Annotated in this window: 12 protein-coding genes and 1 riboswitch; of the genes, 7 read left to right on the forward strand and 5 right to left on the reverse strand. The window is 71.1% G+C overall.

The features are described 5' to 3' along the window. Positions 1-35: 35 nt before the first annotated feature. Positions 36-1,322: a threonine synthase gene (gene thrC, locus ABFX81_RS25455; protein ID WP_086851159.1), complete on the reverse strand. Its 1,287-nt coding sequence runs from the start codon at positions 1,320-1,322 to the stop codon at positions 36-38. Positions 1,323-1,337: 15 nt separating this feature from the next. Then, a riboswitch (SAM riboswitch) is annotated at positions 1,338-1,492 on the reverse strand. Between the two features lie 155 nt (positions 1,493-1,647). On the opposite strand from thrC, the gene ABFX81_RS25460 reads away from it, so the two are divergent. From ABFX81_RS25460 to otsB, 3 genes are all read left to right on the forward strand, one after another. Further along, on the forward strand, positions 1,648-2,592 hold the full coding sequence (locus ABFX81_RS25460; RefSeq protein WP_086851157.1) for a glucosyl-3-phosphoglycerate synthase: 945 nt from the start codon (positions 1,648-1,650) through the stop codon (positions 2,590-2,592). Between the two features lie 73 nt (positions 2,593-2,665). Beyond that, positions 2,666-4,054: a trehalose-6-phosphate synthase gene (locus ABFX81_RS25465; protein ID WP_086851155.1), complete on the forward strand. Its 1,389-nt coding sequence runs from the start codon at positions 2,666-2,668 to the stop codon at positions 4,052-4,054. A gap of 6 nt (positions 4,055-4,060) precedes the next feature. Further along, a complete protein-coding gene (otsB, locus tag ABFX81_RS25470; RefSeq protein ID WP_086851153.1) occupies positions 4,061-4,909 on the forward strand; it encodes a trehalose-phosphatase in 849 nt (282 codons plus the stop codon). A gap of 6 nt (positions 4,910-4,915) precedes the next feature. Here the strand turns inward: otsB and ABFX81_RS25475 are convergent, their stop codons facing one another. Continuing rightward, positions 4,916-5,161 carry a DUF3263 domain-containing protein gene (locus ABFX81_RS25475; protein ID WP_086602669.1) on the reverse strand — a complete coding sequence of 82 codons (246 nt, stop codon included), beginning with the start codon at positions 5,159-5,161 and terminating at the stop codon, positions 4,916-4,918. A 35-nt stretch (positions 5,162-5,196) separates the two neighbouring features. Further along, positions 5,197-6,450: an extracellular solute-binding protein gene (locus ABFX81_RS25480; RefSeq protein ID WP_086851169.1), complete on the reverse strand. Its 1,254-nt coding sequence runs from the start codon at positions 6,448-6,450 to the stop codon at positions 5,197-5,199. A 132-nt stretch (positions 6,451-6,582) separates the two neighbouring features. Here ABFX81_RS25480 and ABFX81_RS25485 point away from each other — a divergent pair, with 132 nt between their 5' ends. The 4 genes from ABFX81_RS25485 (at position 6,583) to ABFX81_RS25500 (ending at position 10,253) form a co-directional block, all read left to right on the forward strand. Next, complete coding sequence (locus ABFX81_RS25485; RefSeq protein ID WP_086851151.1) at positions 6,583-7,524, forward strand: ROK family protein; 942 nt, start codon at positions 6,583-6,585, stop codon at positions 7,522-7,524. Next, positions 7,521-8,735 carry an N-acetylglucosamine-6-phosphate deacetylase gene (gene nagA, locus ABFX81_RS25490; RefSeq protein WP_487222177.1) on the forward strand — a complete coding sequence of 405 codons (1,215 nt, stop codon included), beginning with the start codon at positions 7,521-7,523 and terminating at the stop codon, positions 8,733-8,735. The genes ABFX81_RS25485 and nagA overlap by 4 nt, the downstream gene beginning before the upstream one ends. Before the next feature lie 116 nt (positions 8,736-8,851). Continuing rightward, entirely contained in the window at positions 8,852-9,781 is a 930-nt protein-coding gene (locus ABFX81_RS25495; protein WP_086851148.1) for a hexose kinase, read from the forward strand. 115 nt (positions 9,782-9,896) lie between these two features. Continuing rightward, positions 9,897-10,253: a hypothetical protein gene (locus ABFX81_RS25500; RefSeq protein ID WP_086851146.1), complete on the forward strand. Its 357-nt coding sequence runs from the start codon at positions 9,897-9,899 to the stop codon at positions 10,251-10,253. Between the two features lie 84 nt (positions 10,254-10,337). On the opposite strand, the gene ABFX81_RS25505 is transcribed toward ABFX81_RS25500, so the two are convergent. Together ABFX81_RS25505 and cdgB are read right to left on the reverse strand one after the other, a co-directional pair. Beyond that, entirely contained in the window at positions 10,338-11,282 is a 945-nt protein-coding gene (locus tag ABFX81_RS25505; RefSeq protein ID WP_086851143.1) for a carbohydrate-binding protein, read from the reverse strand. Positions 11,283-11,400: 118 nt separating this feature from the next. After that, positions 11,401-13,062 (reverse strand): diguanylate cyclase CdgB, encoded by a 1,662-nt coding sequence (gene cdgB, locus ABFX81_RS25510; protein WP_086851141.1) that lies wholly within the window; start codon positions 13,060-13,062, stop codon positions 11,401-11,403. Positions 13,063-13,312: the final 250 nt, after the last annotated feature.

Below are 13,312 nucleotides of genomic sequence, written 5' to 3' on the forward strand. Positions count from 1 at the left end.
CGCGACCAGCCCCACCGGCCCGCAGCAGACAACGATCAGACGAGCCCAGCCTCACGGAACGAGTCCAGGCTCGGCCGAATGGTCGCAGTGAGCCCGGTCCCGGCCACCGCGTCCAGCGTCTTCAGACCGTCGCCCGTGTTCAGCACAACGGTCGTCAACGACGGGTCGAGCACCCCGTTCTCGACCAGCTTCTTCGCCACGCCCACGGTCACACCACCGGCGGTCTCCGCGAAGATGCCCTCGGTCCGGGCGAGGATCTTGATCGCGTCGACGACCTGCTCGTCGTTCACGTCCTCCACCGCACCGCCCGTGCGGCGCGCGATGTCGAGCACGTACGGCCCGTCCGCCGGGTTGCCGATCGCCAGCGACTTGGCGATGGTGTCCGGCTTCTGGGGGCGTACGACGTCGTGGCCGGCCTTGTAGGCCGTCGACACCGGCGAGCAGCCCTCGGCCTGCGCGCCGAAGATCTTGTACGGCTTGTCCTCGACCAGTCCGAGCTTGATCAGCTCCTGAAGACCCTTGTCGATCTTCGTGAGCTGCGAGCCGGAGGCGATCGGCACGACGATCTGGTCGGGCAGCCGCCAGCCGAGCTGCTCGCAGATCTCGTACGCCAGGGTCTTGGAGCCCTCGGCGTAGTACGGCCGCAGGTTGACGTTGACGAAGCCCCAGCCCTCGCCCGCCGGGTCGCCGATCAGCTCGGAGCAGAAGCGGTTCACGTCGTCGTAGTTGCCCTCGATGCCGACGAGCTCGCCGCCGTAGACCGCGGCCATGACGACCTTGCCCTGCTCCAGGTCGTGCGGGATGAACACGCAGGAGCGGAAGCCGGCGCGGGCCGCCGCGGCACCCACGGCGCCGGCGAGGTTGCCGGTGGAGGAGCAGGACAGCGTGGTGAAGCCGAAGGCGCGGGCGGCCTCCAGGGCCTGGGCGACGACACGGTCCTTGAAGGAGTGCGTCGGGTTGCCGGAGTCGTCCTTGATGAAGAGCTTGCCGGCGTCGACACCCAGCTCGCGGGCGAGGTTGTCGGCCTTGACGAGCTGGGTCCAGCCCGGGTTGATGTTCGGCTTGGTCGCCACGTCGGCCGGGACCGGCAGCAGCGGGGCGTAGCGCCAGATGTTCGCGGGTCCCGCTTCGATCTTCTTGCGCAGTTCCTCGGTGTCGTAGGCCGAGAAGTCGTAGGCGATCTCCAGCGGACCGAAACACTCCTCGCACGCGAAGACCGGGCCGAGGGGTACGCGGTGACCGCACTCGCGGCAGCTCAGCGCCGCGGCGGGACCGAGGTCTACGGTGGAGTCAGTGGTGCTTGCAACAGTCTGCACAGCCATGTGAGGCGAGGCCCTTCCTCATCTTCCTCACGACGCATCTCGCCGTGAGACGGATTTGGCACCTTCCCGAGCCGGGACCTCGCGGAGCGGTCGACAGTGACCTACGAGTATCGGCTGGAGGGTTGCCGGGGCTTCATCGGGCCGTATCCCTCTGCCCCTCTGGATGAGCTGTATTCGGTTGTAAACAACGGCTGACCCCGGACATGCGATGGTCATCCGCGTTGTTCAAGACTGTAACCGACGACCAGGACAGTTGAGATAGTCGTCCGAACCGCGAGATGGCTCACAGTCCGTCCCGCCGAGAGTACGCAGAGGAGCCGCCACGGTGCTGGAAGAAGTCGAGCGCTGGCTGAGCACCCGTTCCTGGTCCGCGACCGATCGCCCGCTCCACCAGATCCTCGCCGCCAAGCAACGCACGGGCCGGACGGTCAGCGTCGTGCTGCCCGCGCTGAACGAGGAGGAGACGGTCGGCGACATCGCCGCCGTCATCCGCCACGACCTGATGCGGCAGGTGCCGCTCGTCGACGAGCTCGTCGTCGTCGACTCGGGGTCGACCGACCGTACGTCGGAGGTGGCCGCCGCCGCGGGCGCGACGGTGGTGCACCGCGACGAGATCCTCCCGCGCGTCCCGGCCGTGCCCGGCAAGGGCGAGGTGCTGTGGCGGTCCCTCCTGGTCACCAGCGGGGACATCGTCTGCTTCATCGACGCGGACCTGAGGGACTTCTCGTCCGACTTCGTCTCCGGGATCGTGGGCCCGCTGCTCACCGACCCGGACATCGACCTGGTGAAGGGCATGTACGACCGTCCGCTCGGCGGCGCGGCCGGGCAGGGCGGCCGGGTCACGGAGCTGATGGCCCGCCCGCTGCTCAACATGCACTGGCCGCAGCTCGCCGGCTTCGTGCAGCCGCTCGGCGGCGAGTACGCGGCCCGCCGTTCGCTGCTGGAACAGCTGCCGTTCCCCGTCGGGTACGGCGTCGAGCTGGGCATGCTGGTCGACGCCCTGCACCTGGTGGGCCTGGACGCCCTCGCCCAGGTGGACATCGGCGTGCGCAAGCACCGGCACCAGGACGGGCAGGCGCTGGGCCGGATGGCCGCCGCGATCTACCGCACGGCCCAGCTGCGGCTGGCCCGCGGGCACCTGATCCGGCCGTCCCTGACGCAGTTCGAGCGGGGCGGCGACGGCTTCGAGCCGCGCACCTACTCCGTGGACACCGAGGAACGTCCGCCGATGGTGGACATCGCCGAGTACCAGGCCCGGAGGGCGGCCTGACCGGGGCCGTTTTCGGCCGGGTGGGTCAGGTCCGTACGTTTGAGCGTTTCCGGCCCGGGCTAGGTTGAGGGCTATGGCTTCAACGTACGGTGCTGCACAGGTGCTGGTGGCCTCCAACCGTGGCCCGGTCTCCTACACGGTGGGCGACGACGGTTCGCTGGACGCCAAGCGGGGCGGTGGCGGGCTGGTCTCGGGGCTGTCCGCGATCGGCTCGGACGCGGACGCGCTGTGGGTGTGCTCGGCTCTGTCCGACGGCGACCGGGAGGCGGTCCGGCGGGGCGTCGGCGAGGACGGCGTGCGGATGCTGGACATCCCGGCCGACGTGCACGCGGACGCGTACAACGGCATCGCGAACTCGGTGCTGTGGTTCGTGCACCACATGATCTACCAGACGCCGCTGGAGCCGGTCTTCGACGCGGAGTTCCGGCGCCAGTGGACGTCGTACGAGACGTACAACCGGGCGTTCGCCGAGGCGCTGGCCGAGGAGGCGGCGCAGGGCGCGGCGGTGGTGGTGCAGGACTACCACCTGACGCTGGTGCCGGGGATGCTCCGCGAGCTGCGGCCGGACCTGAGGATCGGCCACTTCTCACACACGCCGTGGGCGCCGCCCGAGTACTTCCGGATGCTGCCGGACGACGTGGCCGGGCAGGTGCTGCGCGGCATGCTGGGCGCGGACCGGCTGGGCTTCCTCACACAGCGCTGGGCGGACGCGTTCACCGCGTGCGCCGAGCAGTTCGCCGGCGGGCTCGGTGGCACGCGGATCGGCGTGCACGGGCTGGGGGCCGACGCGGACTTCCTGCGGAAGCGGTCGCACGAGGCGGACGTAGAGGAGCGGATGGCCGCACTCCGGGAGGAGATCGGCGAAGGACGCCGCACCATCGTCCGGGTCGACCGCACCGAGCTGTCGAAGAACATCGTGCGCGGCCTGCTGGCCTACCGCCGGCTCCTCGAGACCCACGCCGAGTGGCGCGAGCGCGTGGTGCACGTGGCCTTCGCCTATCCCTCGCGGCAGGACCTCGCGGTCTACCGGGACTACACGGCCGAGGTGCGGCGGGTCTCGGAGGAGATCAACGCCGAGTACGGGACGCCGGGGTGGACCCCGGTCGTACTCAACCTCAAGGACGACTTCGCCCGCTCCCTGGCCGCCTACCGGCTGGCCGACGTGGCGCTCGTCAACCCCATCCGGGACGGCATGAACCTCGTCGCCAAGGAGGTCCCGGTCGTCTCCGACGCGGGCTGCGCGCTGGTGCTGTCGCGGGAGGCCGGGGCGTTCGAGGAGCTGGGCGAGGACGCACTCGTGGTGAACCCGTACGACGTGACGGGGACGGCGGCGGCCCTGCACGAGGCGCTCTCGATGCGCCCGGAGGAACGCGCCGAGCGCAGCAAGCGGCTGTCCGCGGCGGCGACCGCACTGCCGCCGGCGCAGTGGTTCCTGGACCAGCTCGACGCGCTGAGGGGCTGATCGCCGATGACCGGTCCCTCGGGCTCCCCGCTGCCGGCGCCCACCACGAAAGCCGGACGAGAAGGTCTGGACGTCCTCCTCGCCCGCCCGGGCAAGGCCCTGATCGGCCTCGACTTCGACGGGACACTCGCGCCGATCGTGGCCGACCCCGAGCGGGCCCGGGCCCACCCGGAAGCCGTACCCGCGCTGGCCGCGCTCGCGCCGAAGGTGGCCGCCGTGGCGGTGATCACCGGACGGCCGGCCGAGGTCGCGGTGCGCAACGGCGGCTTCGCCGACGTCCCGGGCCTGGAGCACCTCGTGGTCCTCGGCCACTACGGCGCCGAACGCTGGGACGCCCGCACCGGCGAGATCAGCGCCCCCGAACCGCATCCCGGCGTCGCCGCGGTCCGCACCGAGCTGCACGAGCTCCTCGACCGGTTCGGCGCGTCGCAGGGCACCTGGATCGAGGACAAGGGCCGGGCGGTGGCCGTGCACACCCGCCGGGCCGCCGATCCGCAGGCCGCGCTGGACTCCCTGCGCGAACCGCTCGCCGGGCTGGCGGGCCGCCACGGACTGATCGTGGAGCCCGGCCGGATGGTCCTCGAGCTGCGCCCGCCCGGCATGGACAAGGGCGCCGCCCTCACCGGATTCGCCCGGGAGATCGGCGCCGGGTCGGTCCTCTTCGCCGGCGACGACCTGGGCGACCTGCCCGCCTACTCGGCCGTCGACAAGCTCCGCTCGGACGGCACCCCGGGCCTGCTGGTGTGCAGCGGCAGCGACGAGGTGACCGAGCTGAGGGAACGGGCGGACGTGGTGGTGGACGGCCCGGAGGGTGTCGTGAGCCTGCTGCGCGCACTGGCGGACCGGCTCGGCTGACGCGTCCTAGCGCTCCGCCCGGCGCGTCTCCCGTATCCGCCGCAGCCGGTTCACCGTCACCGGGTCGTGGGCCAGGGCCCGGGGGTCGTCCAGCAGGGCGTTGAGGAGCTGGTAGTAGCGCACGGGGGCGAGGCCCAGCTCCTCCCGTATGGCCCGCTCCTTCGCGCCGGGCCCGGAAAAGCCGCGGCGTTCGAGCGCGAGGATGTCCCGCTCCCTGCGCCCGAGCCGCTCGTCACCCGTGTCCTCGTCCATGCCAGGCACCGTAGCGCCCGCCACCGACAGCGGGACTACTCCGCGCTCTCCGCCCGGGTCGCCGCCGCCTGGAGGTGGCCCAGGACGCCCGAGGGGCTGCCGGTGGGGGCGACGGCCTTGCCGATCTGCTTCTTGACCTGGGCGCTGACGTCGGCCCAGGAGGTCTTGCCGACCGGGTAGAGCTCGGAGGCCACCAGCTCCTCCAGGAACGGCTTGAGGTGCCGGTCCCGGCCGGAGGCGGCCATGGTCGCGGACGCGGAGCTGGTGACCGGCAGCAGGTCGTACTCGCGGGAGAACGCCAGCACGTTCTTCTCGCTGTAGACGAAGTCGAGGAAGTCGCCGACCTGGTCGCGGTGGCCGTTCTTCCGGAAGGCCGTCATCCAGTCGGCGACGCCGAGCGTGGACTTGCTCGGGCCCTCCTTGCCCGGCGTCGGCACCATGCCGTACTCGACACCCCGCTTGGCGGCGATCTTCATGAGGGACGGATGGCCGTTGAGCATGCCGACCTCGCCCTCTGCGAAGGCGGAGAACGCGGCGGCCCGGTTCAGCTCGCCGGGCGCGACCGGCCCGGTCAGGTCCTTGGCGACCAGTTCGTTCTTCAGCCAGGTGAAGGTGTCGATGTTCTCCGGGGAGTCGATGCCGTAGCTTCCGACGGTGTCGGCGTAGCCGCCCCCGCCGCTGAGCATCCACTGCATCGTCTCGGCCTGGGCCTCCTCCGGGCCGAGGGGCAGGGCGTAGGGGTACTTCACGCCCTCGTCCTTGAGCGCCTCGGCGTCGTCGGCCAGGTCGTCCCAGGTCTCGGGCGGGGTGATGCCGGCCTTGGCGAAGAGGGTCTTGTTGTAGAAGAGCACGCGCGTGGAGGAGGCGAACGGCATGCCGTACTGCACGCCCTTGACCTGTCCCGCGGAGGCCAGTTGCCCGACGAAGTCGGCCTGCACGGGTATGGAGAGCAGGTCGTCGGCCTTGTAGAGCTGGTTCTGCGCCGCGTAGTCGGCGTACGCGCCGATCTGCGCCATGTCCGGCGGGTCACCGGCGGCGACCATCTCCCTGACCTTTCGGTCGACGTCGTTCCAGGAGTAGACGCTGACGTCGATCTTCACCCCGGGGTTGTCGGCCTCGTACTCCTCGACGAGCTTGTCCCAGTACTTCTTGGAACTGTTGGCCGCACTGTCGCCGTAGTCGGCGGCGACCAGCTTCAGGGTCACGTCGGCGGAGCCGCCCGTCACGCCACAGCCGCCGAGGACCGCCGTCATGCCCAGCGCGGACACCACCGCGATCGTTCCTGCCATCCGCCGCCGCTGCACCGCTGTTCTTCCCCAACCCTGGCGTGACCGCCAACGAAAGCTTTCGATAATCGGAATAAGGTCTACACCACGTGAGTGGACTAGACCTCTTGCGGGTCCCCGGGTCACACTGTCCCCGTGAGACATGTCATCGCCCTCGACGTGGGCGGCACCGGAATGAAGGCCGCCCTGGCCGGACCGGGGGGCGAGCTGCTGCACCGCGCCCGCCGCCCCACCGGACGCGAGCGCGGACCGGACGCCGTGGTCGCGGGCATCCTCGGCTTCGCCGCCGAGCTGCGCGCGTACGGCGCCGAGCACTTCGGCACGCCCGCGGCCGCCGCCGGCGTGGCCGTCCCCGGCATCGTCGACGAGGCGCGGGGCGTCGCCGCCTACGCCGCGAACCTCGGCTGGCGCGACGTCCCCCTGCGCGACCTGCTGGCGGAGCGGCTGGGCGTCCCGGTCGCCCTCGGCCACGACGTGCGCACCGGCGGCCTCGCCGAGGGTCGGGTCGGCGCGGGCCGGGGCGCCGACCGGTTCCTGTTCGTGGCACTGGGCACCGGCATCGCGGGCGCCATCGGCGTCGACGGCCGGGTCGAGGCGGGCGCGCACGGCTTCGCGGGCGAGATCGGCCACATCGTCGTACGCCCCGGCGGGTCCGAGTGCCCCTGCGGGCAGCGCGGCTGCCTGGAGCGCTTCGCCTCGGCGGCGGCCGTGAGCGAGGCCTGGGCGACGGCCTCCGGCGACCCGGGCGCGGACGCGGCGGACTGCGCGAAGGCGGTCGAGTCGGGGGATCCGAGGGCTCGGGCGGTCTGGCAGGACGCCGTGGACGCATTGGCCGACGGCCTGGTCACGGCCCTGACTCTGCTGGATCCCCGCACCCTGATCATCGGCGGCGGGCTGGCGGAGGCGGGGGAGACGTTGTTCACGCCGCTACGGGAAGCCATCCGTCGCCGCATCACCTTCCAGAAACAGCCGTCACTCGTCCCCGCGGCTCTGGGCGACAGCGCCGGTTGTCTGGGGGCGGGCCTGCTGGCCTGGGATCTTCTGGCATCGACCGACCGTATGGAGGTAACGCCCTGATGGCAGCCCACCCAGGGGCGCGGGAAACTGCGCGACCAGCCACGAACCATCCGCACCCCGCAACGTCAGAAGTCCCCACGGTCCTCGCCGGCGCAACCGTGGTCCTCCCCACAGGACCGGTCGAAAACGGCCAGGTGACCATCGACGGCACCCGGATCACGGGAGCGGCCCCCGAAAACGCCCCGGTCATCGACGTGACCGGCCACTACGTACTCCCCGGCTTCGTCGACATCCACAACCACGGCGGCGGCGGAGCCTCCTTCACCTCCGGGTCGGTCGAGGACATCCTCAAGGGCATCCACACCCACCGCCTGCACGGCACGACCACCCTGGTCGCTTCGACCGTCACCGGCGACATGGACTTCCTCACCGAGCGCGCGGGCCTGCTGAGCGAGCTGGCCGAACAGGGCGAGATCGCCGGAATCCACTTCGAGGGACCGTTCATCTCCCCCTGCCGCAAGGGCGCGCACTCCGAGGAACTGCTGCGCGACCCGGACCCGGCGGAGGTCCGCAAGCTGATCGACGCGGCCCGGGGCAGGGCGAAGATGGTCACGCTGGCCACCGAGCTGCCCGGCGGCATCGACTCCGTACGCCTGCTGGCCGAACACGGCGTGATCGCGGCGATCGGCCACACCGACGCGACCTACGAGCAGACGGTCGAGGCGATCGACGCGGGCGCGACGGTCGCCACCCACCTCTTCAACGCGATGCCGCCGCTCGGCCACCGCTCCCCCGGCCCGATCGCCGCGCTCCTGGAGGACGACCGGATCACCATCGAGCTGATCGACGACGGCACGCATCTGCACCCCGCCGCACTCCAGCTTGCGTTCCACCGCGCGGGCGCGGACCGGGTGGCGTTCATCACGGACGCGATGGACGCGGCCGGTTTCGGCGACGGCCGCTACTGGCTCGGCCCGCTGGAGGTGGAGGTCGCCGACGGCGTGGCCCGCCTGGTGGCGGGCGGCTCGATCGCCGGCTCGACCCTCACCCTGGACCGCGCCTTCAAGCGGGCGGTCACGGTCGACGGCCTGTCCGTCGAGGACGCGGTGCAGGCACTCTCGGCGACGCCCGCCCGCCTGCTCGGCATGACCGACACGATCGGCTCACTGGAGCCCGGGAAGTACGCCGACCTGCTGCTGATGGACTCCGCATACGACCTCAAGGGCGTGATGCGCCGGGGTGAATGGGTGGTCGGTCCCCAACTGGGCTGATCCATCCCCCAGTCGGGAGACGGTGGCCGACTCCAGGACTGGGCCGACAGCCGTCTCTTTGGCATGATCAGGGAACGTTCACGGAAACAAGCGCGTCCGGGGGGAGGTCGGCCCAGGTGATCCTCACGGTCACGCTGAACACCGCTCTCGACATCACCTACCGCGTAGGTTCCCTCAGGCCGCACGCCTCCCACCGCGTCTCCGAGGTGACGGAACGCCCCGGCGGCAAGGGCGTCAACGTGGCCCGGGTCCTGGCCGCCCTAGGGCACGAGACGACGGTGACCGGTTTCACGGGCGGGGCGACGGGGCGGGTCGTGCAGGAGCTGCTCGCGGCGGTGCCGGGCATGGCGGACGCGCTGGTCCCGGTTTCGGGTGCCACCCGCCGCACGATCGCCGTGGTCGACGAGCAGACCGGCGACACGACGCAGCTCAACGAACCGGGCCCGGTGATCACGCCCACCGAGTGGTCGGCCTTCCAGGAGGCCTACGAGCACCTGCTCCCCTCCGCCTCGGCAGTGGCCCTGTGCGGCAGCCTGCCCCCCGGCGTGCCGGTCGGTGCGTACGCCGGCCTGGTCCGTACGGCCCGTACCACCGGAATCCCGGTCCTCCTGGACACGAGCGGCGAAGCCCTGCGCCGGGGCGTCGCGGCCCGCCCCGACATCATCAAGCCGAACGCCGACGAACTGGCGGAACTGACCGGCTCCCACGAGCCCCTGCGCGCCACACAGGACGCCCGCCGCCGGGGCGCGGGCGCGGTGGTCGCGTCCCTGGGCCCCCAGGGCCTCCTGGCAGTCACCCGAGACGGCCGCTGGCGAGCCACCCCACCGACCTCCGTCCGCGGCAACCCGACGGGCGCGGGCGACTCGGCGGTCGCGGGGCTGCTGTCGGGTCTGGTCGAACACCTCACGTGGCCGGATCGTCTGATCCGGGCGGTGGCCCTGTCGGCAGCGACGGTGGCAGCGCCGGTGGCCGGGGAGTTCGACCGGGGGGTGTACGAGGAGCTGCTGGGGCGGGTGGCGGTGACCGGCGAGGCGTCGGCGGCCTGACGAACACCCGCTCGAAATCGCTTAGTTGTACCGCCCTTGTCGCCTAGGATCACAAGCGACCAAGATCGACCTCTTGTTGGGGGAACTACCGTTGAACAAGATCGCAAGGCTTGCCATGGCCGGCATTGCCTCCGTGGGTCTCGTCGCCACCATGAACTCGGCGGCCACGGCCGCTCCGACAGCCGCCTCGGTCGTCACGGGCCCGGCGGTCGCGCAGGACTGGGGCGGTGGCTGGAGTGACGTCAGGGACGTCACCATCCGCGAGAAGCCCAGCACCACGTCCCGGAAGGTCGGCACCCTCAAGAAGGGGAAGATCGTGAAGTGCTGGGTCGCCGGGTGCAGCGCGGTGGACGGCGGCAACTACAAGTGCACCAGCAGCTCGCCCACCGAGAACCGCTGGCACGAGGTGAACTGGGGTGGCAAGAAGAGGTACGCGGCGACGCGTTGCCTGGAGTGGGGCCGGGTCGCGTGACCTGAGCCCGTCGCGCCAGAACGACGGCGGGTCCCCTCCCGCGTCGTGCAGGAGGACGACCGCCGTGGTGAAGCGCCGATCGTGTCAGCCCTTGGGCGGGGCCAGGGAGAACTGGTCGAGCACCGCATCGCACTTGTTGCCCTCGTTGCAGGCGAGCTCGATGGTGTTGGTGCCCTTGGTCAGGTTAACGATGGCCCAGGTGCTCTTCCAGCCCTGCTCCCAGTTGCCCTTGGGGGTGTTCCCGAAGTTGCGCATGTCCAGGGGCTGGGTGTTGGCCTTGCCGTTGACCACCACAGTCGCGTCGGCGTCGGTGCCGGGGACGCCGTAGTAAACGTTGAGCCGGTAGCTGCCGGCCTTCTCGATACCGTCGACCGTCCAGGTCACCTTGGCACCGACCTGGTTGAAGCCCGTCACATAGACCCCGCCGTCGGCCTTCGCGCCCTTGAAGTCGGACGCCGTCGTCATGCCGGGGCTGAGCCGCAGGGCCTTCGCGTCGGTCTCCGGGAGATCCTGCTTGGCCGCTCCGGCCTTGCTGGTCGAAGGGCTCGGCTTCGACTCCTCGGACTGGGTCGGAGTCGTGCCCGCCTGGTTGTCGGGCTCGTCCTTGTCCTTGTCGCCGCCCAGCATGGCCACGCCGATGCCGATGACGACCGCGGCGACCACGGCTATCGCGCCGATCAGGAGGCCCTTGGTGTTCGGGCCGCGGCCGCCCCGGCCACCGCCACCGCCCACCATCTGCTGCTGGGTGGTGGGGGCACCGCCGGGCAGCGTCTCCGGTGCCGCGTAGTGCGCGTTCGGCTGGTTGTAGCCGCCCTGCTGCTGCGGGACCTGCCCGTAGGGCGCCGTCTGCGCGTTCTGCGACTGCTGGCCGTACTGGCGTGTGCCGACCGCCCGCACCCGGTTGACCGAGTTCGGGTAGCCGTAGCCCCCGGACGGCGGCTGGGCCCCGTTGGCCTGCCCGTCGGCGTAGAGATAACCGAACGGGTCGTCGTCCTCGGGCGTGCTCGCGCCGTTGTTGCCGGGCGTCATCCCTTGGTCTCCTCAGTCAGGTGCGGTGCATGCGGTACGGGTCGTGAGAGAGCGAGCCTACCCGCTCCCAGTGACCCAAACGGGTGACTCAGACCGCATCCACTCGCTGACCTGGGGCTCAGCCCGCGCGTCTGTGTTGTTTGGGACGAGATCGTTTCTCGACGTACATCCGCTCGTCAGCGGATTTCAACACTTCGTCCGCCGTCATTCCACAGTGTGCCCATCCGATGCCGAAGCTGGCGCCGACCCGGACGGCCCGCCCCTCGGCGCGGATGGGCTGGATGATCTCGTTCCGCAGACGGACCGCGAGGTCCTGCGCGTCGGCGCGGCCGAGCCCGTCGGCGAGGATGACGAATTCGTCACCACCGAGCCGGGCGACGGTGTCGCCGTCGCGGACGCCGTTGCTCAGCCGGCGGGCGACCTCGATGAGAACCGCGTCACCCGCGTTGTGCCCGAACCGGTCGTTGATCGACTTGAAGCCGTCGAGGTCGCAGAAGAGGACGGCGAGGCCCTTGGTGCCGTCGTCGTGGTCGCCGTCCGGGGCGACGGTGTGCACATGGTGGTCGTAGGCGTCGAACGGCTCGGTGCTCGGCCCGAAGTCGAAGGCGTGGCCGATCGCGTCGAAGGCGGGGTGGCCGTAGGCCGCGTCGTGGGACTCGACGACGCCAGGGTGCGGGGTCGCCGCGCGCTGGCACAGCCGGGCGGACAGCCGGGAGCGCAGCTCGGCGGAGTTCGGCAGGCCCGTGAGCGAGTCGTGGGAGGCGCGGTGGGCGAGCTGGAGCTCGCGGCGCTTGCGCTCCTCGATGTCCTCGACGTGGGTGAGGAGGAAGCGCGGGCCGTCGGCGGCGTCCGCGACCACGCTGTTGCGCAGGCTGACCCAGACGTAGGTGCCGTCCCGCCGGCCGAGGCGGAGCTCGGCGCGGCCGCCCTCGGCGGAGGTGCGCAGGAGCGTGCCTATGTCCTCGGGGTGGACCAGGTCGGAGAACGAGTAGCGGCGCATCGCGGACGCGGGGCGGCCGAGCAGCCGGCACAGGGCGTCGTTCGTGCGCAGGATCCGGCCGTGCTGGTCGCCGCCCATCTCGGCGATGGCCATGCCGGACGGGGCGTACTCGAAGGCCTGCCTGAAGCTTTCCTCACTGGCCCGCAGCGCCTGCTGCTCGCGTTCCAGCCGGACGAGCGCCCGCTGCATGTTGGCGCGCAGCCGGGCGTTGCTGATCGCGATGGCGGCCTGGAAGGCGTACATCTGGAGCGCCTCACGGCCCCAGGCACCGGGGCGGCGGCCGTTGCGCGGCCGGTCCACGGACAGCACGCCGATCAGCTCGCCGCAGGCCGCGTTGCCCTGGGGGCCGGGCGCGTACATCGGCGCGAAGAGCCGGTCGGCCGGGTGCCACTCGTCCTCGAAGCGGGGGGCGGGGCCGTCGGTGTACCACTGCGGGACGTCGTCGTCGTCGAGGACCCAGCCCTCGGTGTGCGGTATGAACACCAGGTCGCCCCAGTGCTCGCCCATGCCGAGGCGGCGGTCCCAGGACTCGCGGGAGCCGACGCGGCCGGTGATGAGGGCCTCGGCGGCCGGGTTCCCGGCGAAGGCGGCGACGACGAGATCGCCGTCGGGCCGTACGAGGTTCACGCACGCCAGCTCGTACCCGAGGGCGGCGACCACGCCCTCCGCGACGGTCTGCAGGGTGTCCGCCAGGCTGCGGGCCGTGTTCATGTCGGCCATGACCTGGTGCAGTTGTCGCAGGGACGCAAGGCGGACGTAGGGCTCCGACTCGGTCTCCATGCTCGCCCTCCCCCCGAGACCTCGCAGCGAATCAAGGGTTCTCATCGGCGTATCGTCCTGGCAGCTTCCCAGCCACTGAATCACAGCGCGCTGCCCACTCGGTACACAGGGTCAACAATTCCTGCCCCTTGTGACTCAAGTCACAGGCAAACCTGAACAATTGAGTGGAGTTTCTGCGTTCTTCACGTGCGTCTACCGAACGCAAACTTTGTCAGATTGCGCACATATATTTCCCCGGGCGCCCGTCGGA

It is taken from the genome of Streptomyces coeruleofuscus (assembly GCF_039532725.1).
GTDB classification, from domain to species: Bacteria; Actinomycetota; Actinomycetes; order Streptomycetales; family Streptomycetaceae; genus Streptomyces; species Streptomyces coeruleofuscus.